Source organism: Microtetraspora malaysiensis, from assembly GCF_050947145.1.
GTDB lineage: Bacteria > Actinomycetota > Actinomycetes > Streptosporangiales > Streptosporangiaceae > Microtetraspora_A > Microtetraspora_A malaysiensis.
The window spans coordinates 789,105-812,553 of record NZ_CP191998.1; the positions used below are offsets into that span (position 1 = coordinate 789,105).

The 23,449-nt window shown below is 70.6% G+C and carries 22 protein-coding genes; 14 read left to right on the forward strand and 8 right to left on the reverse strand.

Annotation, left to right across the window (positions count from 1 at the left end; all coding sequences use genetic code 11):
• Nucleotides 1–39: 39 nt before the first annotated feature.
• A complete protein-coding gene (gene nth / locus ACQP1V_RS03895) occupies nt 40–759 on the forward strand; it encodes an endonuclease III (protein ID WP_067136547.1) in 720 nt (239 codons plus the stop codon).
• A gap of 91 nt (nt 760–850) precedes the next feature.
• Complete coding sequence (locus tag ACQP1V_RS03900) at nt 851–1,543, forward strand: NUDIX hydrolase (protein ID WP_433418850.1); 693 nt, start codon at nt 851–853, stop codon at nt 1,541–1,543.
• Between the two features lie 30 nt (nt 1,544–1,573).
• Here ACQP1V_RS03900 and ACQP1V_RS03905 read toward each other — a convergent pair whose 3' ends face one another.
• Nucleotides 1,574–2,125, reverse strand: coding sequence for a HEAT repeat domain-containing protein (locus ACQP1V_RS03905; protein WP_433418852.1), 552 nt, complete (start codon nt 2,123–2,125; stop codon nt 1,574–1,576).
• 72 nt (nt 2,126–2,197) lie between these two features.
• Between ACQP1V_RS03905 and ACQP1V_RS03910 the strand changes: the two genes are divergently transcribed.
• Nucleotides 2,198–3,382 carry a MarP family serine protease gene (locus ACQP1V_RS03910; protein ID WP_433418854.1) on the forward strand — a complete coding sequence of 395 codons (1,185 nt, stop codon included), beginning with the start codon at nt 2,198–2,200 and terminating at the stop codon, nt 3,380–3,382.
• A 21-nt stretch (nt 3,383–3,403) separates the two neighbouring features.
• Here ACQP1V_RS03910 and ACQP1V_RS03915 read toward each other — a convergent pair whose 3' ends face one another.
• The 6 genes from ACQP1V_RS03915 to acs all read right to left on the reverse strand — a co-directional run bounded on the left by ACQP1V_RS03915 (nt 3,404) and on the right by acs (nt 9,119).
• The gene (locus ACQP1V_RS03915; protein WP_433418856.1) at nt 3,404–3,544 is read right to left on the reverse strand and encodes a hypothetical protein; all 141 of its coding nucleotides are present in this window, start codon (nt 3,542–3,544) and stop codon (nt 3,404–3,406) included.
• Nucleotides 3,545–3,746: 202 nt separating this feature from the next.
• Nucleotides 3,747–4,292, reverse strand: coding sequence for a DUF309 domain-containing protein (locus tag ACQP1V_RS03920; protein WP_433418858.1), 546 nt, complete (start codon nt 4,290–4,292; stop codon nt 3,747–3,749).
• Between the two features lie 46 nt (nt 4,293–4,338).
• Complete coding sequence (locus ACQP1V_RS03925; RefSeq protein ID WP_433418860.1) at nt 4,339–5,259, reverse strand: alpha/beta fold hydrolase; 921 nt, start codon at nt 5,257–5,259, stop codon at nt 4,339–4,341.
• A complete protein-coding gene (locus tag ACQP1V_RS03930; protein WP_433418862.1) occupies nt 5,249–5,764 on the reverse strand; it encodes a phage holin family protein in 516 nt (171 codons plus the stop codon). The genes ACQP1V_RS03925 and ACQP1V_RS03930 overlap by 11 nt, the downstream gene beginning before the upstream one ends.
• Before the next feature lie 25 nt (nt 5,765–5,789).
• Nucleotides 5,790–6,950, reverse strand: coding sequence for a Na+/H+ antiporter NhaA (nhaA, locus tag ACQP1V_RS03935; RefSeq protein ID WP_433418864.1), 1,161 nt, complete (start codon nt 6,948–6,950; stop codon nt 5,790–5,792).
• Nucleotides 6,951–7,142: 192 nt separating this feature from the next.
• A complete protein-coding gene (gene acs, locus ACQP1V_RS03940) occupies nt 7,143–9,119 on the reverse strand; it encodes an acetate--CoA ligase (protein ID WP_433418865.1) in 1,977 nt (658 codons plus the stop codon).
• A 244-nt stretch (nt 9,120–9,363) separates the two neighbouring features.
• Between acs and ACQP1V_RS03945 the strand changes: the two genes are divergently transcribed.
• From ACQP1V_RS03945 to ACQP1V_RS03980, 8 genes are all read left to right on the forward strand, one after another.
• Nucleotides 9,364–10,140, forward strand: a complete 777-nt coding sequence (locus ACQP1V_RS03945; protein WP_387412370.1) for an oxidoreductase — start codon at nt 9,364–9,366, stop codon at nt 10,138–10,140.
• An 876-nt stretch (nt 10,141–11,016) separates the two neighbouring features.
• Nucleotides 11,017–12,057: a septum site-determining protein Ssd gene (gene ssd, locus ACQP1V_RS03950; protein ID WP_433418867.1), complete on the forward strand. Its 1,041-nt coding sequence runs from the start codon at nt 11,017–11,019 to the stop codon at nt 12,055–12,057.
• Nucleotides 12,058–12,155: 98 nt separating this feature from the next.
• The gene (locus tag ACQP1V_RS03955) at nt 12,156–13,307 is read left to right on the forward strand and encodes a TadA family conjugal transfer-associated ATPase (RefSeq protein ID WP_433425749.1); all 1,152 of its coding nucleotides are present in this window, start codon (nt 12,156–12,158) and stop codon (nt 13,305–13,307) included.
• Nucleotides 13,295–14,002, forward strand: a complete 708-nt coding sequence (locus ACQP1V_RS03960; protein ID WP_433418869.1) for a type II secretion system F family protein — start codon at nt 13,295–13,297, stop codon at nt 14,000–14,002. Before ACQP1V_RS03955 ends, ACQP1V_RS03960 begins: the two co-directional genes overlap by 13 nt.
• Before the next feature lie 106 nt (nt 14,003–14,108).
• Nucleotides 14,109–14,915 carry a type II secretion system F family protein gene (locus ACQP1V_RS03965; protein WP_433418871.1) on the forward strand — a complete coding sequence of 269 codons (807 nt, stop codon included), beginning with the start codon at nt 14,109–14,111 and terminating at the stop codon, nt 14,913–14,915.
• 885 nt (nt 14,916–15,800) lie between these two features.
• Nucleotides 15,801–16,019, forward strand: coding sequence for a DUF4244 domain-containing protein (locus tag ACQP1V_RS03970; protein ID WP_433418873.1), 219 nt, complete (start codon nt 15,801–15,803; stop codon nt 16,017–16,019).
• Nucleotides 16,020–16,136: 117 nt separating this feature from the next.
• Nucleotides 16,137–16,517: a TadE family type IV pilus minor pilin gene (locus tag ACQP1V_RS03975; protein WP_067136570.1), complete on the forward strand. Its 381-nt coding sequence runs from the start codon at nt 16,137–16,139 to the stop codon at nt 16,515–16,517.
• Between the two features lie 203 nt (nt 16,518–16,720).
• Nucleotides 16,721–17,089 (forward strand): Rv3654c family TadE-like protein, encoded by a 369-nt coding sequence (locus tag ACQP1V_RS03980; RefSeq protein ID WP_433425751.1) that lies wholly within the window; start codon nt 16,721–16,723, stop codon nt 17,087–17,089.
• 156 nt (nt 17,090–17,245) lie between these two features.
• Here ACQP1V_RS03980 and ACQP1V_RS03985 read toward each other — a convergent pair whose 3' ends face one another.
• Nucleotides 17,246–19,558 carry a DEAD/DEAH box helicase gene (locus tag ACQP1V_RS03985; protein WP_433418874.1) on the reverse strand — a complete coding sequence of 771 codons (2,313 nt, stop codon included), beginning with the start codon at nt 19,556–19,558 and terminating at the stop codon, nt 17,246–17,248.
• 175 nt (nt 19,559–19,733) lie between these two features.
• Here ACQP1V_RS03985 and ACQP1V_RS03990 point away from each other — a divergent pair, with 175 nt between their 5' ends.
• From ACQP1V_RS03990 to ACQP1V_RS04000, 3 genes are all read left to right on the forward strand, one after another.
• On the forward strand, nt 19,734–20,084 hold the full coding sequence (locus ACQP1V_RS03990) for an STAS domain-containing protein (RefSeq protein WP_061253913.1): 351 nt from the start codon (nt 19,734–19,736) through the stop codon (nt 20,082–20,084).
• A gap of 16 nt (nt 20,085–20,100) precedes the next feature.
• Nucleotides 20,101–20,529, forward strand: a complete 429-nt coding sequence (locus ACQP1V_RS03995) for an ATP-binding protein (RefSeq protein WP_067136572.1) — start codon at nt 20,101–20,103, stop codon at nt 20,527–20,529.
• A gap of 426 nt (nt 20,530–20,955) precedes the next feature.
• The gene (locus ACQP1V_RS04000; RefSeq protein WP_433418876.1) at nt 20,956–23,307 is read left to right on the forward strand and encodes a sodium-translocating pyrophosphatase; all 2,352 of its coding nucleotides are present in this window, start codon (nt 20,956–20,958) and stop codon (nt 23,305–23,307) included.
• Nucleotides 23,308–23,449: the final 142 nt, after the last annotated feature.

A 23,449-nucleotide genomic window follows, 5' to 3' on the forward strand; every position in this document is an offset into this window, starting at 1 on the left:
AAGCCATTGTGACCTACACCATCCGCGTACTCTTACGGGGTGTCCCGCAAAGTCCAGACGGCTGGGGAGTCCCGGCTCGCTCTCGTTCGCCGCGCGCGGCGGATCAACAGAATCCTGGCGGAAACCTATCCTGACGCCCATTGCGAACTCGACTTCGCCAACCCCCTCGAACTGCTGGTCGCCACGATCCTCTCGGCGCAGTGTACGGACAAAAGGGTAAATATGGTTACTCCGGTGCTTTTCGCGAAGTATCGGACACCCGCCGACTACGCCGCGGCCGACCGGACACAGCTCGAAGAGATGATCAGATCCACCGGGTTCTTCCGGGCCAAGGCCAACAGCGTCATCGGCATGGCACAGGCGGTCTGCGACCGCCATCACGGCGAGGTGCCGGGCACACTCAAGGAACTCGTCGCCCTCCCCGGAGTGGGCCGCAAGACCGCCAACGTCGTGCTCGGCAACGCGTTCGACGTCCCCGGCATCACCGTGGACACCCACTTCGGACGGCTGGCCCGGCGCTTCGCGTGGACCACCGAGACCGACCCCGTCAAGATCGAGCACGAGGTCGGCGACCTGATCCCCAAGTCCCAGTGGACGATGCTCTCGCACCGCCTGATCTGGCACGGCCGCCGCATCTGCCACGCCCGCAGGCCCGCCTGCGGTGCCTGCCCGGTCGCCGCCCTGTGCCCCGCGTACGGCACCGGCCCGACCGACGCGGCGGAGGCGGCCAAGCTCGTGAAGGAAGGCCCCTTTTCCTGAGGCCGCCGAGCGGACGGCGATCGGCGGGAAGTTCGGCCGCCGCTCCGCGGTTGTACGGCTTGCGCGGCTCGACCTGCATTCGGAGGAGACTTTGGTTCCCGGCTGGCTGACGGACCTGGCGGCGGAAGCCGTGCGGAACCCCGTACCCGAGGTGCTGCGGCCCCCCGGCGATGGTGCCGGGCGGCCGGCCGCGGTGCTCCTGCTGTTCGGGGAGGGACCGTCGGGACCGGACATCCTGCTCATCCAGCGCAGCTCCAACGGCCGCAGGCACGCCGGCCAGCCTGCCTTCCCCGGCGGCGGCGTGGACCCGGGCGACAACGGGCCCGTGGGCGCCGCGCTGCGGGAGGCCCAGGAGGAGACCGGGCTCGACCCGAGCGGCGTGGAGACCATCGGCACCATGCCCGAGCTGTACGTCTGGCGCAGCCACAACCGGGTGACCCCGGTCCTGGCGTGGTGGCACACGCCGTCCGCCGTCCACGCGGCCTCGCCGGACGAGGTCGAGTCCGTGGAGCGCATCCCGATCGCCGAGCTGGTGGATCCCTCGAACCGGCTGCGGCTGCGCTACCCGAGGGGCCGGGCCACGCCGGAGGAGGACGCGTCCCGCAGGTACGCGGGGGAGCCGGAGGGCGCGCCCGCGTTCCGGGCGCGCGGCCTGCTGGTCTGGGGCTTCACCGCGGGGATACTCGACCAGGTGCTCGCCATGTCGGGCTTCGAGCGGCCCTGGGACCGTTCACGCGTCGAGGATCTGCCGCCCGACGTGCTGAGGCTCGCCTCACGCGGCTAGGCCCGCAGACCGGGCCCTCAGAGCGGGTCCTCAGAGCGGGCGGGGGTCGGCGCCTTCGGAGGAGGACGAGCCGAGGTGGCCGACGAGGCTCATGCCCAGCGTGGCCCAGTCCGCGACGTCGTCGTCCGGGTCGCTCGCCAGCAGACGCAGCGCCGTGAGCCCGGCCGGGTCCGGTGGGTTCCCCATCACGTTGGGCAGCGCGTACGCGGCGCCGTACCGGACGGAGTGCTCCGGGTGGGAGGCCAGCTCGATCACCGAGGGCAGCGCCCGCGCGTCGCGCAGGTGGCCGAAGGCGATCAGCACCGAGTACAGCACGCGCGGATCCAGCTCGCTGGCCGCGAGATAGCGCAGGATGGGGAGCGTCTTGTCGGCGAACGGCCGGTCGCGGCCGAGCTCACCGAGGATGTCCACCCCGAGGACGCGCTCCGCGGTCGTGTTCCCGGCGCACAGGCGCCGGGCCAGCGTGAAGGTCTCCAGGTCGCCGCGCTCCTGAAGTACGGCTATCGCCTGCCAGCGGACCGCGCCGTCCGGGTCTCCGTCGGCCAGCGCGATCTGGATCAATTCCTCGACCGGTCCCCCCATGACGTCACGATATCGAGCTGGGGTGAAAGAAGGTGTGCACGATGACGGGCGTGGCTGGATACCGTTGAATCTGTGCGCGGCGATCTCCTCGACCTCATTCTGATAGGCCTGGTTGTGGCCTTCGCCGTTTCCGGCTACCGGCAGGGCTTCATCATCGGGGCGTTCAGCTTCGTCGGGTTCATCGGCGGCGCCGTGCTCGGGATGTTCATCGCGCCCCCGATCGCCGGGGCGATCGTGAGCGGCGACACCGAGCGCGCCCTGCTCGCCATCGTGATCGTCTTCCTCGCCGCGACCATCGGCCAGTTCGCGTCGTCCACCGTGGGCGCCGTGGTGCGCAGCCACGTGACGTGGGAGCCCGCCCGCCTGGTCGACGCCTTCGGCGGCTCGCTGGCCAGCGGGCTCTCGGTGCTGCTCATCGCCTGGCTGCTCGGCTCGCTGATCGTCTCCATGGGCTTCCCCCTGCCCAAGGAACAGATCAACGGCTCGGTCGTCTGGCAGGCGGTGGACGAGGCCATCCCGAACGGCGTACGCGCCCTGCAGAAGCCGTTCCGCGACTTCGTCGACTCCTCCGAGTGGCCCGAGGTGATCACGTCCATCGGTGGGCAGAACGTGCCCCCGCCGGACGAGGGCGTGCTCAGGGGCAGCCCCGGGCTGACCCGCGCGCGCCGGGCCATCGTCAAGATCCAGGGCACCGCGCCGACCTGCCGCAAGCGCATCGAGGGCACCGGCTTCGTCTACTCCCGCAACCGCGTGATGACCAACGCCCACGTCGTCGCCGGGGTCAGCCAGGAGCTGCGGGTCACCGACTCCGGAGGGTCCCAGCACAACGCCCGGGTGGTGCTCTACAACCCCGACCGCGACATCGCCGTGCTCTACGTGCCCGGGCTGAACGTGACGCCGCTGCGCTTCGACTACACCGCGAGGAGCCGCGACGACGCGATCATCGCGGGCTACCCGAAGGGCCACGGGTTCACCCCGCTCGCCGCCCGGATCCGGATCAAGCAGCCCGCTGAGTCGTACGACATCTACAACCGGCACAAGGTCGAGCGCGAGGTCTACGCCATCCGCGGCGTCGTGCAGCCGGGCAACTCCGGCGGTCCGCTGCTCAGCCCCGAGGGCCGGGTCTACGGCGTCATCTTCGCCGCCGCGACCGACCAGGCCGAGACGGGGTACGCCCTCACCGCCGACGAGGTCCGTCCCGACGCCAACGGCGGCAGCGGCACGCTTGCCCCCGCCAATACCCAGGAGTGCGACTAGCGCTCTTTCTGGGACCGGTGTTCATCGCAGGGTGAGTGGGGTTTCGGATGCGATGTAGGTCAGTTTCTGCGGGTTGCGGACGTAGTAGAGGCCGCCGATGTGGGTGTCCTCGACGCGCATCGCGATGACGCCGTCGAGCTCCCCGTCCATGTGCAGAGCCACTGCGGTGTCTCCTTCGCTCCGAGGGGCTCGAGTACAAGACACCGCATCGGCGAAATCCCTGACATCATGTGAAGCAGATCACTCAATCCGCTCGATCCGTGGGCTCATTACGCGATCGAGTCGCCCGGCTGCCACCAGATCGGGGCACAGCGGTCGCCGAGGATTCGCGAATGCGCCAAGACCGCAGCAAACACGCCCTGGACTAGGGAGCGTCTGACGGACCCCGCCCTGCCGCACGCGGTCCAGACGCGCCCTGTCGCCGCGCCAGGTGGCCGAGGATCTCGCCGATCGCCGTCCCCGCGTCGGTCTCTTGCGTGCCGATCCCGCGCACGATCCGGCCCGCCGCGCCGGCCACACCGTCCAGGTCCAGTCCGTACGGCGGCGCGCCCGGCGGGAGGGAGCGGCCGTAGGCGAGGGCACGGGCCGAGCCGCGGGAGAGCAGGGCGGCGGCCCCCGAGAGGTTGCCGCGCTGGAGATGGGTGAGGCCCACGCAGATCTGGGCGAGCCCCTGCCACAGTTCCCGCTCGTCGCCGGGGCCGGTCTTCCAGCGGGCTTCGAGGACCTCGTGCGCGTGGAACGGCCGCCCGTCGGCCAGCAGCCGCGCGGCGTCGGCCAGCGCCTCCTCGGCGTCCGGCGCGTAGTCGTCGGGGACCCGGGGCACGCCCTGAGCGCCGTGGGGCAGCGGCCGGCCGTACTCGTCGCGGGGGCGGGCGTTGCGGGGGCGGCCCGCCTCGTCGCGGTCGCGCATGATCCCTCCAGATCGCTCGATGTCGGAGAGCGGCCGTCGTGGGGCGTTAGCGGTCCGGCTCCGGGTCGGCGAGCCAGGCGACCAACTCGGCGTCGAACTCCTCGGGGCGCTCCTCGTGCGGGAAGTGCCCGGCTCCTTCGAGCATGCGCCAGCGGTAGGGCGCGGCGACGAAGCGGCTGGACCCCTGGGCCGTACGCGGCAGGACGCAGGAGTCGAGCGCGCCGTGGAGCTGGAGCGTCGGCGCCTCGATCTCCGCGCGCATCTGGCGGGCGTAGCGCAGGCCGTCCGCCCGGAACTGCGACCGGAAGAACCAGCGGTGGTACTCGAGCGCGCAGTGCGCGACGCCGGGGATGCCGAACGCCTCGCGGTAGGTCAGAGCGTCCTCCTCCGACGGCCACTCCGGCCCCGACCACTCATCAAGCAGCCGCCCGACGAGCGCGCCGCCGTCGGCGGTGAGCCGGCGTTCGGGCAGCGCGGGCAACTGGAAGCCGAGGGTGTGGCCGCTGGCCCTGAGCTGCCCCAGCGGGTCGGTGAGCAGCGACGCCCGCAGCCGCAGCGGGTGCGGCGCCGAGACCGGGACCAGCCGGCGGACCACCTTGGGATCGAACGCCGCCATGGTCCAGGCCAGCAGGCCGCCCCAGTCGTGGCCGACGACGATGGCGCCGGTCTCGCCCAGCGCGCGGACCAGCCCGGCGCCGTCCATCGCCAGGTTCGGCAGGTCGTAGCCGCGCGGCGGCTTGTCGCTCGCGCCGTACCCGCGCAGATCGACCGCGACCGCGCGGTAGCCGGCCGCGGGCAGCGACACGAGCTGGTGCCGCCAGGTCCACCAGAACTGGGGGAACCCGTGCAACAGCAGCACCAGCGGGCCGTCACCCGCCTCCACCACGTGGAACCGGGTGCCTCCCGCGTGCACAGTGCGATGCGTCCAGGGCCCCTCGATCTGGACGAAAGCCTCGTCAGTCGCCATGGTCCGATGACTCGCTCACCGTCTCGCGGTGCGCGCCGACCTGCCCGGCCGTCGGGCCGGTGTACGCCTTGCGCGGCGGGACGGTCTCGGGGAACAGGCTGGGCGTCTCCGCCTCGGCCTCGGCCGCCTCGACGCCCTCGCCGCCGCCCTTGAGGCTCTTGATGGAGCGGGTCGTCCGGCGCATGCGGGTCAGGCCCTTCAGCCGGCGGTAGCCGACGAAGACCAGCCCGGCCGCCACCACCAGATAGAACACCGTGACGATGACGAACGCGAACCACTGGGACAGCCCGGCCGCCACCAGGGCGTACGCGATGGCGAACGAGGCGAGGATCAGACACAGGTGGGCGATGAAGGCCGCGGCGGCGAACAGCCCGGTGGCCATCCCCACCCGCTTGGCGTCGAACTTCAGCTCGGCCTTCGCCAGCTCGATCTCCGAGCGGACGAGTGTCGAGATGTGCGTGCTCGCCTGGGCGACGAGCGCGCCGAGCGATTCGTCCTCGGGCATCAGCGTTCTCCTATTCTGCGAACCATCAAACATCATCCCGTGCCCGCTTGCGCACGCGGACGTGCAGGAGGATCGCGGCCAGCACGGATGCGATGAAACTCGCGACCAGCACCGCCGTCGTGATCTTCTCCATGCCGGGATAGGCGCGGTCGCCGATCAGCAGCGCGACCGTGAAACCGATCCCGGCGAGTACGGACACGGCCGCGAGATCGCGCCAGTACAGGTCCTCGCTGATCCTCGCGAAGCCCAGCCGGACCGACAACCAGGCCCCTCCGAACACACCGAGGAACTTGCCCACGACCAGCCCGATGATGACGCCGAGCGTGATCTTCTCGGTGAAGACCGCGCCGAGCGACTGCGGGTCGAGCCGGACCCCGGCGGCGAAGAAGGCGAACACGGGAACCGCGAAACCGGCCGAGATCGGCCGGATGAAATGGTCGGCGCGCTCGGCGGGCGAGCTCTCCTCGTCCGCGTCCGCGCGCACGCGGGTGAGCAGGCCGCAGATCACGCCGGCGACGGTGGCGTGCACGCCGCTCTCGTGCACCAGCACCCAGGCAGTCACGCCGAGCGCGATGAAGATCAGGGGGTTGCGCACCCGCTTCCACTGGAGCAGCCCGAACAGGGCGAGGACGGCGGTCGCGGCGAGCAGCGGCGTGAAATGCACCTGGTCGCTGTAGAAGAGGGCGATGACGGTGATCGCCCCGAGGTCGTCCACCACGGCGAGGGTGAGCAGGAAGGCGCGCAGCGCGTTCGGCATCGCGGGGGCGGCCACGGCGAGGATCGCCAAGGCGAACGCGATGTCGGTCGCGGTCGGGATCGCCCAGCCTTTCGCGGCGCCGTCCACGCCCGAACTCACCACGAGGTAGAGGATCGCGGGGATGATCATCCCGGCGATCGCGGCGACGATCGGCAGGACCGCGTCCCGGACGTTGGACAGCTTCCCGTGGACGAACTCCTCCTTCACCTCCAGGCCGGCGACGAAGAAGAAGACGGCGAGCAGGCCGTCGGAGGCCCACTGGTAGAGCGAGAGGCCAAGCGGACCCGGCACGGTCTCCCGGAGGGTCTGGTAGGAGTCCGACCACGCCGAGTTGGCCCAGATGAGCGCGGCCACGGTCGCGGCCAGCATGATGACGCCGCCGATCGTCTCGGTCCTGAGCGCCTCCGCGAGTTGCCGGGCGTACTTCACCCTCGGCCGGACAGGCCGGATTTCGGCAGCGCGACGCAATGATCCCCCTCGGTGAACCGGTACGTCGTGGGCGGTTCCCGCGACGGCCGACCAGACTTCCCGGCACACCTGCTGCCAAGGCTACCTATGTCCTGGCATGTAAACGGGCGCGGGTGTTCGCCGAGAACACCCGCGCCCGCCCGGAAATCCCGGTCAGCCCTCGCTCTTCGCGCTCGGCAGCTGCTCGGAGATGAGATTCATCACGGAGCTGTCGGTCAGCGTCGTGACGTCGCCGAGGGAGCGGTTCTCCGCGACGTCGCGGAGCAGCCGTCGCATGATCTTGCCGGAGCGGGTCTTGGGCAGCTCGGGCACGATGAGGATCTGTCGCGGCTTGGCGATCGGGCCGAGCGTCTTGGCCACGTGGGTGCGCAGCTCGGCCGCGATGTCGTCGCTCTCCTCCGCGCTGCCGCGCAGGATGACGAACGACACGATCGCCTGGCCGGTCACCGGGTCGGTCGCGCCCACGACCGCCGCCTCCGCGACCTTCGGGTGGCTGACCAGAGCGCTCTCGACCTCGGTGGTCGAGATGTTGTGGCCGGAGACGAGCATGACGTCGTCCACGCGGCCGAGCAGCCAGATGTCGCCGTCGTCGTCGCGCTTGGCGCCGTCACCGGCGAAGTACATCCCGTCGAAGCGCGACCAGTAGGTGTCGATGTAGCGCTGGTCATCGCCCCAGACGGTGCGGAGCATCGACGGCCACGGCTCGCGGACCACGAGGAAGCCGCCGCCGCCGTTCGGGACCGAGTTGCCCTGGTCGTCGACGACGTCGGCGACGATGCCCGGCAGGGGACGCATGGCCGCGCCGGGCTTGGCCGAGGTCACGCCCGGGAGCGGGCTGACCATGATGGCGCCGGTCTCCGTCTGCCACCAGGTGTCCACCACGGGGCAGCGGTCGCCGCCGATGTGCGTGCGGTACCAGACGTACGCCTCGGGGTTGATCGGCTCGCCGACCGAGCCGAGGACGCGCAGGGACGACATGTCGAACTTGGCCGGGATGTCGTCACCCCACTTCATGAACGTCCGGATCGCCGTCGGCGCGGTGTAGAGGATCGTCACGCCGTACTTCTGGACGACCTCCCAGTAGCGCCCGCGGTGCGGGGTGTCCGGGGTGCCCTCGTAGAGGACGCTCGTCGCGCCGTTGGCCAGCGGGCCGTACACGATGTAGGAGTGGCCGGTGACCCAGCCGATGTCGGCGGTGCACCAGTAGACGTCGGTCTCCGGCTTGAGGTCGAAGACGGCGTGGTGCGTCCAGGACGCCTGGGTGAGATAGCCGCCGCTGGTGTGCAGGATGCCCTTGGGCTTACCGGTGGTGCCGCTCGTGTACAGGATGTACAGCGGGTCCTCGGCGTCGTGCGGCACGGCCGTGTGCTGGTCGGACTGCCGCTCGACGAGGTCGTGCCACCACACGTCCTTGTCCGTCGTCGCGACCTCCTGGCCGGTCCTGCGGACGACCACGACGTGCTCGATTTCGGGGCACTCGCGGACCGCCTCGTCCACCGTGGGCTTGAGCGCGCTCGGCGCGCCGCGGCGGAAGCCGCCGTCCGCGGTGATGACCACCTTGGCGTCCGCGTCGTGGATGCGGCTCGTCAGCGCGCTCGCGGAGAAGCCGCCGAAGACCACCGAGTGGATCGCGCCGATGCGAGCGCAGGCGAGCAGCGAGATCGGCAGCTCGGGGATCATCGGCATGTAGATGGCGACGCGGTCGCCCTTGCGCACGCCGAGCTCCTCAAGCGCGTTGGCCGCCTTGCAGACCTCGCGCTGGAGGTCGGCGTACGTGATGGTGCGGCTGTCGCCCTCCGGCTCGCCCTCCCAGTAGTAGGCGACCTTGTCGCCGCGGCCAGCCTCCACGTGGCGGTCGACACAGTTATAGGCCACGTTGAGCTTGCCGCCCACGAACCACTTGGCGAAGGGAGGGTTCCATTCGAGCGTGTTGGTCCAGCGCTCAGCCCAGGTCAGCCGCTCGGCCGCGCGCTCCCAGAAGCCCAGCCGGTCCTCCGCCGCCTCGTCGTAATCGGCCGCGGTGACGTTCGAGGACGCCGCCAGGTCGGCCGGTGGTGCGAACCGGCGATTCTCGGTCAGCAGGTTCGACAGCGTCTCCTGAGTCTCGTGACCAGGGGTTTCGGAGGTCACAACGTACTCCTTCGCATGGCGTTCATGATTGTCGCGTCCCACTTCACCAGTCCGGAAGCGCCCAGGACAAGAGGTCTAGACAGGTCCGTACCGACAGGGCCTTGGTTGGCTGAAGAGGGCCATTCACCTGTTATCTGGATACCTGATGAAACACAGTGGAATGCGATAGGGGGTGCCGGTTTGTGCGTTCAACGGCGGGACCTCCTCGTTGAATGACGCCTACTCGCCGGTATGGTCGGTTCCCGTGAGCGACCCATTGGCAGTCATCGCCGAACTTCCGGGAGTGCCGGAGGCCGTACAGGAGGCGCGCGAGGCGGTCGACCGGCTTTACGGTCACCGCGTGCTCCGGCGGCGCAGCCCCGAGGTCTCGGCCGAATCGGCGCTGCGTGGCGCGCGTGCGTCGGCCGCGCTCGAAGGCGCCGACGTGCCGCTGGAGAAGCTGCGCGCGGGAGAGGCGACCGATGCCACCGTCCAGGGCGCGCTCCGCGTCTCCGCCGAACTGGGACGGCTCGGCAAGACCTGGCGTACCGCTCCGCGCCAGGTGCTGGCCCGGCTGCACGCCCTCGCCGCGGCCGGTCTGACCGCCGATCCGGGACGTCCGAGAACCGAGCCGACGTCCGTCGACCCCATGGGCCTCGGCCCCGCCCCCGGCCCCGAGGAGACCGGCGTGCGGATGGCCGCCCTGGCGGACCTCGTCGCCGGCGGCAGTGGCGCGCCCGCGCTCGTCCTCGCCGCGATCGTGCACGCGGAACTGGTCGTGCTGCGGCCGTTCGGGGTGGCGGACGGGGTCGTGGCCCGCGCCGCCGAGCGGCTGACCCTGGTCGAGCACGGGCTCGATCCCAAGTCGCTCACCGCCGTGGAGGTCGGGCACGTCGATCTCGGAGGCGCGTACGTGGAGGCGTTGCGGGCCTACCAGACCGGTACCGCCGCGGGGGTCGGCGCCTGGGTGCGGCACTGCGCCTCGGCCGTGGTCCTCGGCGCGAGGGAGACGACCGCCATCTGCGAGGCCCTGTCCCGCTGACACGTTCCCCTTGCTGGGGCAGCCCTCCGTCGGGAAGCCGCTGGCCTCTGCGGGCTGCGGAGGTCCCCCAGCCACCGGGCGAACCGGGTTAAAGAGGTCCGAAAACGACAGCAGACGGCGTCCCTGGGAGGGGACGCCGTCGCCAGTACGTCGCACCGGGTTACCAAGCGTGCACCTGTATTTGTCGGGGCGGGACAAGCCCATCCCGACACGCCTCCCGCGGCTGGTCGCGCGTGGGTACCCGGCGGCCGTACCCGGGCACTAGGCCCGTCTTCACCTTTCTACGTCGGATTTCCGTACATGGGAACCCCTCGGGCCAAGACCTTTACCGACGATCGCGAACGGACACGAGGGGATGCGCGGATGCGCTCTTGTCCTTAGGGATATTGGATCGTTACATACGTTTTTGATCACATTGTGTGATCGTTTTAGGTCGCGAATTGACAACGGCTGTGGAGAGACAGGGGTCATCGAGGGAAAGAAACCCGCCGAATCGGGCGATTGGTGCTCGACGCGGCTGCCGAGATCGGGCAGCATACGGTGGTGACTCTCATTACACAGAGTTGACCTGCCGGTGGGGCGCGCTTGGCGACTCCCTTGCCAGGCCATGGGCAACTGTTGAAAGCTTTCTTCCGAATACGGGTCCGGCCTACCCCCCCAGTGCCGGACCGGTAGGCGACCCCCGCTCTCCCCCCCGGCGGGGGTCGCCCCTTTTGGTGTCGATCTCGCCCAGACCTGCCGCGTGAACGGCCGGCGTCGTCGCACCCGCTCTCCTTCGAGTCCACAGGGGACGAGTTATCCCCAGAACGCCGTTCGGTGTGGCTGGGGGTGGTGCCGTACTCGCAAGGTGGTCTTCCTGCCAGGAGGGAGACTGCCATGCACCGGCCGCTGGCCATCACGGACGATCAGGAACTCCTCGACGACCTCCTCCGCATCGCCGCGGCGGCCGGAGTCGAGCTCGATGTCGCGCACGCCGCGGCGCATGCCCGGCCGTACTGGAGCGGCGCGCCGCTGGTCCTCGTCGGCGGCGACCTGGCGGACGCGCTCGCCGCCACCGGCCCGCCCCGGCGGCCGGACGTGCTGCTGGTGACACGCGGTTCGGACGATCCGTCGATGTGGCGGCGATGCGTCGCCGTCGGCGCGCGGGCGGTGGTCGAGCTGCCCCAGGCCGAACGGCTCCTGGTCGATGAGCTGGGCGAGGCGGTCGAGCCCGTGAGCAGAGCGGGCACTGTCATGTGCGTCTCGAGTGGCGGAGGCGGCGCCGGCGCGACCGTCCTGGCGGCGTCATTGGCCCTGACGGCCTCACGGCGCGGGCTTCGAACCCTCCTGGTGGACGCCGATCCGCTGGGCGGCGGCATCGACGTGGTCCTCGGCGAGGAAGAGGCGACCGGAGCCCGCTGGCCGGACATCGCGGGCAGAGAGGGGCGGGTCAGCTTCGCGGCGCTTCAGGACGCGCTGCCCACCTTCGGCGAGCTGACCGTGCTGTCCTGGCATCGCGGGGAGCCCGCCGCCGTTCCGGCCCAGGCCATGCGGGCCGTGCTCGACGCCGCCCGGCGCGGCTGCGATCTGGTCGTCACCGATCTGCCGCGCCACCTGGGCGGCGCCGAGACGGAGGCGCTGTCCCGGGCCGCTGCCACGCTGGTCGTCGTCCGTTCCGACGTACGAGGCGTGCTCGCCGCCGGGCAGGTCATGGCGCAGCTCCGCCGTCACACCGCGGACCTCCGGCTGGTGGTGCGCCCCGGCGCCCTCGCCCCCGAGGTCGTCGCGGCCTCTCTCGGCGTGCCGGAGGTCGGCGTGCTGCCGGATCAGCGGGGCCTCGCCCACGCGCTCGACCGGGGCGCGCCGCCCCCGCTGGGCCGTACACCCCTGGGCCGGCTCTGCTCGGACCTGCTCGACACCCTGATGGAGGCATCGTGAGCGCGCGTGCTGGGCAGACGGTTCCGTACGGCTCGACGCAGGCGGCGGCGACACGGCCGGCCGAGCCGCGGGGGGTGAGCGAGCCGCCGTCCGATCCCATGGTCGCCCCGGATCTTGTCGAAGCGGTGCGGGTCCGGCTCGCCCGTTCAGGACTGGAGCCGACCGCGGCCAGGGTGGCGGCCGCACTCAGAGCTGAGCGAGCGGTGCTCGGAGACGCCGAGGTGCTGGCCATCGCACGCACCCTGCGCGCCGATCTCATCGGCGCGGGGCCGCTCGAAGGGCTCCTCGCCGAGCCGGATGTCACCGACGTGCTGGTCAACGGGGCGCGAGAGGTGTGGATCGACGACGGTCGGGGGCTGCGGCGCACCTCCGTCACCTTTTCCGGCGACGAGGAGGTCCGTCGCCTCGCCCAGCGGCTCGCCGCGGCGGCCGGTCGCCGACTGGACGACGCCAGCCCGTACGTGGACGCCAGGCTGGCCGGCGGTGTCCGGCTGCACGCCGTGCTCCCTCCGATCGCGCCGGACGGCCCCTGCATGTCGCTTCGGCTCCCGTCGCGCCGCACGTTCACGCTTGAGGAACTCATCCCCGGCATCGGGGCGGCGGTGCTGCGCGAGATCCTGGCCGCGCGGCTCGCCTTCCTCGTCTCGGGAGGCACCGGCACGGGCAAGACCACCCTGCTTTCGGCCATGCTGTCTCTCGCCGACCCGGGCGAGCGGCTCCTGCTCGTCGAAGACTCCGCCGAGCTACGACCTCGGCATCCTCATGTCGTACGCCTGGAGACCCGGCCGTCCAACCTCGAAGGCGCGGGCGGCGTGGTCCTCCGTGATCTCGTACGGCAGGCGCTCCGCATGCGGCCGGATCGTCTGGTGGTCGGAGAGGTGCGGGGAGCCGAGGTCGTGGACCTCCTGGCCGCGCTCAACACGGGGCATGAGGGCGGGTGCGGGACGCTCCACGCGAACGCGGCGACGGACGTGCCGGCCCGGTTGGAGGCTCTCGCCTGCGCGGCCGGGCTGTCCAGGGAGGCGGTGCACAGCCAGCTCGCGGCCGCGCTCGACGTGGTCGTCCATCTCGTCCGCGATCCCGGATCCGGACAACGTAGGGTCGCCGAGATCTGCGTCCTGGAGCGCGACACCTCCGGCCTGGTGACCGCCGTTCCCGCCCTGACCTTCGGCTCCGACGGCAGTGTGGCGTCCGGTGCCGCGGCTCCGGGGCTCGCGGCCCGATGCCCGGGGCTCTCATGGGCGTCGTAACCGTGCTGGCCGCGGTGCTCGCGGTATGGGTCTGGACCGGCTCGGGCACGGGCGCTGTTCGTCTGGCCGGACTTGTCGGTGCCGATCGCCCGGCCCCGAGACGCCTGCCCGCCCTGTTCGACCGGCCCGGTCCAGATCGCCAGGCCGCGGCCTGGCGCGCGCTCTCCATCGAGCTCTGCCAGGGCATCGTGGCCGAACTCGCCGCCGGCGGCACGCCAGGCGAAGCGCTGTCGCGCGCCGTCGCCGCGCTCACCCCTCCGGACGCGGCCGCGCTCAGGCCGGTGGCCGCAGTTGCCAGAGACGGGGGCGACGTCGCCGCCGCTCTGCTCCGTGTCGTCCCGCCCAGAGGAGGCGAGGGCCTCGTACGGCTCGCCGCCTGCTGGCGGGTCAGCGTCGCCACCGGCGGTGGCCTGGCCGCGCTTGTGGAGCGCCTCGGCGGGTCGTTGCGCGAGGCGGAGGCCCACAGGCAGGACCTTGACGCCCAACTGGCCGGTCCCCGGGCCACCGCTCGCCTCCTCGCCGTCCTGCCCGCGCTCGGCCTGCTGATGGCTGCCGGGCTCGGCATGAGCCCCTTGACATTTCTCCTCGGCGAACCGGCCGGGATCGGATGCCTCGTCACCGGGCTCGTCCTGGACGGCGTCGGCGTGTGGTGGACCAACCGGCTCGTCGCCCGCGCGGCAGAGGCGTCCCCATGACTGCGCGGGTTACGGCGTCTCTCACGTCGCATCGGCCTTCTCCCCCAAATCGAGGTGGACGTTTCCCAAGGCGGAGACGAGGCGACTACGAGGCGGGAGTAGGGGCATGGCGACGTTGATCGCCGTCGCCTTCGCCGCGCTCGCCGTGATCGCATGGCCTGCGCGCGTCCCTCCCTCCGACAGGTTGCGGGCGATCGCGACCGGGGAGACGAGACGAAGAAACGACGGCGGAGAGACCGGAGAGTTCGGATCACCCCTGGGATCGACCCGCGCTGAGGCGGGAGCGGAAGGCGATACGAAGGCCGTCTCCGCGAGCCGGCTTCGCGGGCTGGCGATCGCCGCTCCGGCGGGCGTGGTCGCGTTCCTCATGTTCGGTGGAGCTCCCGGCGTGGTCGCCGGTGTCCTGGCCGCCGGGGGCGCATGGGTGATCGCGCGCAGGCGTGAGTCGGCCGATGTCCGCCGCCGTCGTGAACGTATGGCGGCAGACCTCCCGTTCGCGGTGGACCTCATGGTGGCGTGCCTGCGCGCCGGGCAGCCGGTGATCGGAGCGGTGGACGCGGTAGCGGAAGCCCTCGGCGGACCGTTGGGGGAGCGGCTCTCCTGGGTGGCCGGTCAGATGCGACTCGGCGCGGAGCCGGGGGCGGCGTGGGGCGCTCTCGCCCAGGACCCGTCGCTCGCGCCGCTCGCCCGGGCGATGATCAGGGCTGTCCGGCGCGGGGCTCCGGTCGCCGAGGTGCTCACCAGGCTGGCGGATGACGCGCGCCAGGCGGCCCGTGCGTCCTCGTCGGCGGCTGCGCGCAAGGCGGGGGTCCAGGCGGTCGCTCCGCTCGGGCTGTGCTTCCTGCCCGCGTTCGTCCTTCTCGGGATCATCCCCGTGGTCGCCGGACTCGCCGTCCAGGTCCTTGTGCCATAGCCGGTACAGGGGCTCCACCAGACAGACCTCGGGCTCTGCCGGCAAAAGGCCAATCGGGCGCCGCGCTCCGTCCTTTCCCCGCACGTGCGGACATCACATGGGTTGCCGGTTTCCTGAAATCTGGATATCGCACCTGTTTCCCTGCAAGCTCGACACTGCACCCGTTGCTTGTCCGTCCTACGTACATCGGGCCCCGTTCGGACGGCCTTCGCGCAGGCGTTACATGCGACGACAATGCGGACTGGTATCAAGGTCACTTACGTCGCCGGACGGCGGCGTCTCCGCGGGTGTCTCGGGCAAACGCGGAGCCGGTCGGCGATGGCGGCGGTGAGGCGTTGGCCAGCAGGTTTGATCACAGAACTCTGTGGACAGCCCTCCACACCTGTGGATAACCATTGGCCCTCGGAAAAGGTCGTCATAGTCGCGCGATCGAAGATGTGGCGGTAGACGCGCCGCCTATTAACAGGAGCGGTGTTTTCCACAGTTATCCACGGCGTCGCGCCTTATCCACAGAACCGCGTTCGGCCGCGGGGAAACCCCGCCTGTTGGCAGAACCTTGGGACATCCACGGAAGGTCCGTGGTGGGTCCGATCAGGGGGATCGATGGGCATGTGGATCGGCAAATTCGGCGAAACCGCGGGGCCGCTACGCCAGGCGTTCCGGACAGTTCTCCGAGGCGCGGTGCGGCCGTCTCAGCGGCCGACGACGGACGAACATGGGTCGGTTCCCGGACCGGCGACGACGTGTCGGCGAGGTGCGCAGCGTTGTGCGGTTTCGGCACGCCCCGGAACCGGTCGGCCGGCTGTGGAAACGGCTGTTCCGGTCGCGAAGCATCGGCTGGGAAAGAGAAGGCGCCCACGTAGTGCCACGCGCGCCCTATCCGCGTTGATCGGCGCGGTGCGGGCCCGTGCCCGATCCACCGCCATCCAATGGACCTTGATCGCTCGCACAAGAGCCGAGGCCGGCATGTCGACCGCTGAATACGCGGTGGGCACCATCGCCGCCTGTGCGTTCGCCGGTCTTCTCTTCAAGATTGTCACCAGTGGTGAAGTCAGAAGCATGCTGACCGCTCTGATCCAAAAGGCTCTCAAGCTGGCCGGGTGACGCATGGGCGCGGGTGTTGGGGCCGTGAAGGGCGAAAGCGCGCGCGTTGGGCTGTGTCATCCGCGCTTCCGGCCGATGCGGCGAGGAGATCGGGGTTCCGTCACGGCCGAAGCCGCGGTGGGACTCCCAGCCCTGGTCGCCGTCCTCGGCGCCGCGCTGTGGGCGGTGGCTTTGGTCGGTGCTCACCTGGCGTGTGTGGACGCGGCGCGGGCGGGGGCCAGGGCGCTGGCCCGGGGCGAACCCGTCGCCGAGGTGCGCGCCGCGGCGGCGCTCTCGGCGCCACCGGGCGCGGAGATCGTCATCTCGATGACCGGCGAGATGGCGCGAGTGACGATCTCGGCCCAGGTCCGGCCGACCTGGGGACGGATGCTTCCGCCCGTCCGCATCGAGGCGTCGGCCAGCGCCGCCGTCGAGCCCGGCGTCGTCGACCTTTCCACCGGCGGTGAAGCAGTCGGTGGGTGGGCGGAGGCGCGAGAGAGGGAGGCCGGGCACCGGTAGAGCAGCGGGTGAGAGACGGGAGGTCGGGCGCCGGTGACCGGCGGACGGTCACGCGTGGTCGGCACAGCCGGAAGAGCAGCGGGTGGTGAGGGAGAGGAGGTCGGAAAGACGGTGGGCAAGACGTGAGATCGGGGGCGGGAGACGCGGGTGGGCGAGCGGCCAGGCGGGGAGGTCCGGAGCCGGCTGTGGGTGGTGCGGCAGGGGTGGCCGGGCGCGATCAGAGGGAGAGAGGGGCGGCCACGATCTGGATGGTCACGCTCATGGCGGTGGTGTGGATCGTCGCGCTGGTCGTCCTGCAGACGGGCGCGGCGAGGGTGGCACGCCACCGTGCGCAGAGCGCGGCGGATCTCAGCGCGCTGGCGGCGGCCGCACAGGCCCTCTCCAGCCCTCAGAACGCTTGTGCACGCGCCAGAGCGGTGGCGGTGGCGAACGGCGCGCGCATGGACGCCTGCGACCTTTCCGAGGGCGTTGTGCGCGTCTCCGCGTCCGTTCCAGTGCCCCGAGTCCTGCCCCTGCTCGGCAGCGCCACCGCGACGGCTCGGGCCCGCGCCGGACCTGTAACCGCCCCCTGAGCGCCGGGGAAGGGCCCGCCGGGAGCACATGCCGGAGGTCGCGGGGTGCGGTCAGATCCCAGATGGCGATGGTGCTCACTCACCAGCGGCGGCCGGGCACCGAGTCTGCCCCGACAGCAGAGCCGGTGGCTCCCATCAGAGAGCCGCCGGCTCCCATCAGGAGGTGAGGAGGATGTCGAGCAGGCGGAGCGCACCGGCCTTGTCGAGAGGCTCGTTGCCGTTGCCGCACTTGGGGGACTGGATGCACGACGGGCAGCCTTGCTCGCATTCACAGGAGGCGATGGCCTCGCGGGTCGCGGAAAGCCAGTCGGTGGCGCGGGCGAAGCCGCGCTCGGCGAAGCCCGCGCCGCCGTCGTGGCCGTCGTAGACGAAGACGGTGAGGAGACCGGTGTCCTGGTGAATCGGGGTGGATACGCCGCCGATGTCCCATCGATCACATGTGGCGAAAAGGGGGAGCAGACCGATGGAGGCGTGTTCGGCGGCATGGGCGGCGCCGCCGAGATCCACCGGCTTGCCTTCCGCGGCCGTCATCAGGGGCGCGAGCGCGGAGTCGGGCAGGGTCCACCAGACCGCCCGGGTGTGCAGAGTCCGGGGCGGCAGGTCGAGCGGCTCCTCGCCGAGGGACTCGCCCGTCTGGGTGCGCCGCTTGATGTACGACACGACCTGCTGGGTCACCTCCACCGAGCCGAAGTGCAGCTCACCCGGGCCGAAGGGGCGGGTCCGGAGCGACTCGGCCACCCGGATGTCGGTGATGTCCCGGGCATAGGTGGAGTAGTCGGGGTCGGCCGCCGTGACCAGGGCGACATCGCCGTCGAGATCGAGCAGGTCCACGACGAACGTCTCCCCCTGATGGAGGTAGACCGCTCCGGGATGGACGGACATGTGGGCGGAGGGCTCGTCCACGGTGCCGAGGAGCCGCCCGGTGTCGGCCTCCACCACCTGGATCGGGGCCCCGCCCGCGCCGCGGATGTCGGCCAGGTCGCAGGCGCGGTCCCGGCTGGTCCAGAACCAGCCGGTGGCGCGCTTGCGCAGCATCCCGCGCTCCACGAGGTCGTCCAGGACGTCCGCCGCGGCGGGGCCGAAGGTCTCCAGATCCGGCTCGGTCAAGGGGATCTCCGCGGCGGCCGCGCACAGGTGGGGCGCCAGCACGTACGGATTGTCCGGATCGAGGACGATCGCCTCCACCGGACGGCCGAACAGCGCCTCCGGGTGGTGGACGAGGTAGGTGTCCAGAGGGTCGTCCCGGGCGATGAGCACGGCGAGGGCGTCCTGTCCCGCCCGCCCGGCCCGCCCCGCCTGCTGCCACAAGGAGGCGCGGGTGCCCGGCCACCCCGCGATGAGGACGGCGTCCAGTCCGGACACGTCGACGCCGAGCTCCAGGGCGTTGGTGGTGGCCAGGCCCATCAGCTCTCCGGAGCGCAGCGCCTTCTCCAGTTCTCGCCTGTCCTCGGCGAGGAAGCCCGCGCGGTAGGCCGCCACCTGGGCCGGCAGCTCGGGGGAGACCTCCTCCAGGTTCCTGCGGGCGGCGAGCGCGATCGTCTCGGCGCCGCGCCGGGACCGGACGAAGGCCAGCGTCCGCACCCCTTCGACGACGAGGTCGGAGAGCAGATCGGCGGTCTCCGCGGCGGCCGTCCGGCGGATCGGGGCGCCGTTCTCGCCCCGCAGGTCGGTCAGGGGCGGCTCCCAGAGGGCGAAGGTCGCGGAACCCCGGGGGGAGGCGTCCACGGTCACCTCGGCCATTTCCAGGCCCGTCAGCCGGCTTCCGGCGACGGCCGGGTCGCTCGCCGTGGCGGAGGCCAGCAGGAAGGTCGGGCTGGAGCCGTACTTGGCGCAGACCCGGCGCAGCCGACGCAGGATCTGGGCGACATGCGAGCCGAAGACGCCGCGGTAGCCGTGGCATTCGTCGACGATCACCAGGCGCAGCCGCCGCCAGAACGAGGACCACCGGGCGTGGCCGGGGAGCATCGACCGGTGCAGCATGTCGGGGTTCGTCAGGACGTAGTTGGCGTGCCGCCGCACCCAGAGACGCTCGTCGGCGGGCGTGTCGCCGTCGTAGGTGGCCGCCCTCACCTGGGCCAGCCGCAGCGCCCTGATCGCGCGGAGCTGGTCGGCGGCGAGCGCCTTGGTGGGGGTGAGATAGAGCACCGTGCCGCCCTCCAGGACGTGGGCGACGGCCGGAAGCAGGTACGCCAGGGACTTGCCCGATGCGGTGCCAGTGGCAATGATCACGTTTTGGCCACGTCGGACGTGCTCGGCGGCGTCGAGCTGGTGCTGCCAAAGGCCCGTTATGCCGTGGTTCTCCAAGTGGCTCACCAGCACGTCAGGGGCCCATTCAGGCCATCTGGCCCGGCCCGCCTGACGTGCTGGAACGTGCTCGACATGGGTGACCCGCCCGCTGCGCGACGGCGCCGAGAGCAGCCGTGCCAGGAGAGGGCCGGTCCGACGTGAAGGTGAGGTAGACGAAGTCACTGGTTTCCACTATGGCATCTGTGGGGAGAGTCGCTCGGAGTCGGGATTTCGTATAGACACGGAGTCATAGCGTGGTTGAATGCCGCGCGTCGGGGTCGTTCTTCTGGGGCTTTCCGAGCTACCAGGATGCACGACCTCATCCGAGGACCTACGCATGCAAGGCGCTGGAGGATCTGTGGATCTGAAGTTGGACCACCATTCCGAGGACAACCTCACCATCGTCGATGTCGAAGGTGAGATCGACGTCTACACCGCGCCCAGGCTGCGTGAGCTGCTGATCGACCTGGTCAACAAGGGCAACTTCCACCTGCTTGTGAACATGGAGAAGGTGGACTTCCTCGACTCGACCGGCCTCGGCGTGCTGGTCGGCGGCCTCAAGCGGGTGCGGGCGCACGACGGCTCTCTGGAGCTCGTCTGCACGCAGGAGCGCATCCTGAAGATCTTCCGGATCACCGGCCTCACCAAGGTCTTCGGGATCTACGCCTCGGTGGACGAGGCCAAGGAAGCCCACGGCCGAGACAAGTGACGGCCGAGGAGCCAGCATGGCCACCGTCGAGCTGACGTTCAGCGCTCTCCCGGCCCATGTGCGTACGGCGCGGCTGGTCGCGACGGCCATCGCCCGGCGCACCGGCGTGTCGGAGGCGCTGCTGGACGAGGTGCGGCTCGCTGTCGGAGAGGCGTGCTCGCGGGCAGTGGAGGCGCATCGCGTCCATTGCCCGGGAGAGCCGATCGTCATCGAGTTGCGCGACGACTCGGGACGCTTCGAGGTGACCGTCACCGACGTCGCCCCGAGCGAGGACCTCCAGCAACCCGTGATCCCCGCGGACGGCGCTCTCGTGCCCGAGATGCCCGGCCTCGGGATCGCGGTCATCGCGGGCCTGGCAGACGACGTCGAGGTGTCATCCGGAGCCAAGGGCATGCGCATCCGCATGAGCTGGCCCGCGTCGCCCAACGGCGTAGCCGCAGTCTGATTCGTAGCCACAGTCTGATTCGAGATCGAGTGCCTCCCTGCAGGGGGCGGCGCTCGATCTTTTGTATTGCTCACCATCCCCGATATGCGGTCATCCGAAACGCTCGATTCGGGCCCGCCGTTACATTGACCGCATAGGGTCAAGCAAGCGGCTTAAGCAGGCAAAGATCACGCTGGTGCGAAACGTCATCGCGATTGACGGTCGAAAGGGCCTTCATATCCGACGCCTCGCTGCGTAGACTCCCGGCACCGGCCAAGGTATTGCGGATGCAACCGGAAGCGGCACTGCCAACCACCCGGAAGGCGCCGCTCGGCCCGCCGAAACCTTTACAGCAGCGCCGCCCGGGACATACGAGTCGGCGTGGATAGCAGCGCATTTCTTTGTTGTTCGCGCGGACTCCAGAACCCGTCTGGCCGAGGAGGACGGATGTCTGCCTATCTTGCCGCTGACGAAGGCGCAGCGGTATCCCTGAACGGATCCCATCTCACTCTTGTCGTCGTGGTCGCCGCGGTGGCCCTGATCGCTCTCGCTGTCGCGGGCGGTCTCGTCCGCGAGGTGCTCTCAGCGGGGCAGGGCACCGAGCGAATGCAAAACATCTCTCGGGCCGTGCAGCAAGGCGCCGCCGCGTATCTCACGCGGCAGTTCCGTACGCTGGCCCTCTTCGTCGTCATCATTCCTTTCCTGTTGTTCCTGTTGCCGTCTTCCTCGACCGGCGTGGCCGTGGGGCGGTCCGTGTTCTTCGTGGTGGGCGCGGTGTTCTCCGCGCTGACCGGTTTCACCGGCATGTGGCTCGCCGTACGCGGCAACGTCCGCGTCGCCGCAGCCGCCCGGGGCGCGCAGGCGGGCGGCGAGGGCATCACGCCGGGCGAGAAGGCCGCGATGCGGATCGCCTTCCGCACCGGCGGCGTGGCGGGCATGTTCACGGTGGGCCTCGGCCTTCTCGGCGCGGCGATCGTCGTGCTCATCTACAAGAACGACGCGCCCAGCGTCCTTGAGGGCTTCGGCTTCGGCGCCGCGCTGCTCGCCATGTTCATGCGTGTCGGCGGGGGCATCTTCACCAAGGCCGCCGACGTCGGCGCCGACCTGGTCGGCAAGGTGGAGCAGGGCATCCCGGAGGACGACCCCCGCAACGCGGCCACCATCGCCGACAACGTGGGCGACAACGTCGGCGACTGCGCCGGCATGGCGGCCGACCTGTTCGAGTCGTACGCGGTCATGTTGGTCGCCAGCCTGATCCTGGGCAAGGCCGCCTTCGGCACCGAGGGCCTGGTGTTCCCGCTGATCGTCCCGATGATCGGCGTCATCACGGCGATCGTCGGCATCTTCACCACCGCGCCGCGCTCGGGCGACCGCAACGGGATGGCCGCGATCAACCGCGGCTTCTTCATCTCCGCGGGCATCTCCGCGGTGCTGGTGGCGGTTGCCGCCTTCGTGTATCTGCCCGCGAGCTTCTCCGAGCTGAACGGCGTGAGCAAGGAGATCGCGGCTCTCGGCTCCGACCCGCGCCTGATCGCCATCGGCGCCGTGCTGATCGGTCTGGTGCTCGCCAGCGCGATCCAGATTCTCACCGGCTACTTCACCGAGACCAACCGGCGTCCGGTGAAGGAGATCGGGGAGAGCTCGTTGACCGGCGCGGCGACCGTCATCCTGTCCGGCATCTCGGTCGGCCTGGAGTCCGCCGTCTATTCCGCGCTCCTCATCGGCGGCGCCGTCTACGGCGCGTTCCTGCTCGGCTTCGGGAACGTGACCGTGGCGCTGTTCGCGGTCGCGCTCGCCGGCACCGGCCTGCTGACCACGGTCGGCGTGATCGTCTCCATGGACACGTTCGGTCCGGTCTCCGACAACGCCCAGGGCATCGCGGAGATGTCCGGCGACGTGGAGGGCGAGGGCGCCCGCGTGCTCACCTCTCTCGACGCGGTCGGCAACACCACCAAGGCGATCACCAAGGGAATCGCCATCGCGACCGCCGTACTGGCCGCGACGGCGCTGTTCGGGTCTTTCCGTACGGCCGTCGAGGACCAGCTCGCCAAGGCCAGCCAGGGCGTCAAGGAGGCGCTGGGGTCGTTCGCGAACTTCAGCCTCTCGGTCGACTCGCCGAACACACTGGTCGGCCTGATCATCGGCGCCGCGGTCGTGTTCCTGTTCTCCGGCCTGGCGATCATGGCGGTCGGCCGGGCGGCCGGACGCGTCGTCTTCGAGGTGCGCGAGCAGTTCCGCACCAAGCCCGGGATCATGGACGGCACCGAGCAGCCCGACTACGGCCGCGTGGTGGACATCTGCACCCGCGACTCCCTGCGCGAGCTGGCCACGCCCGGCCTGCTCGCCGTCATGACGCCCATCGCCGTCGGCTTCGCCTTCGGGTACGCGCCACTCGGGGCCTACCTGGCGGGCGCGATCGCGGCCGGCACCCTGATGGCGGTGTTCCTGGCGAACTCCGGTGGCGCCTGGGACAACGCCAAGAAGCTGGTCGAGGACGGCCACCACGGCGGCAAGGGCTCGGAGGCCCACGCGGCGACCGTCATCGGCGACACCGTCGGCGACCCGTTCAAGGACACCGCGGGCCCCGCGATCAACCCGCTGATCAAGGTGATGAACCTGGTGGCGCTGCTGATCGCTCCGGCGGTCGTGGCCTACGCCGACAACGTCGCGCTGCGGGTCGGCGTCACGGTCATCGCCCTCGCGGTGGTCGTGTCCGCGATTGTGGTGTCCAAGCGCCGCTCGGGCAGCATCACCTCCAACAACAACGAGGAGCGCGCCCCGGAAGTCGTGGCGAGCTGAGACAACCGTCCCCGAGGGCCTTCCGCGAGCGCGGGGGGCCCTCGGCCTTTTTCCGGCGCATCTAGACTCAGGAGTCATGGACAAGCCATCCGGCGGGCGTACCCTCCTGCTGATCCTGCTCGGAATGCTCGCGATGTTCGCG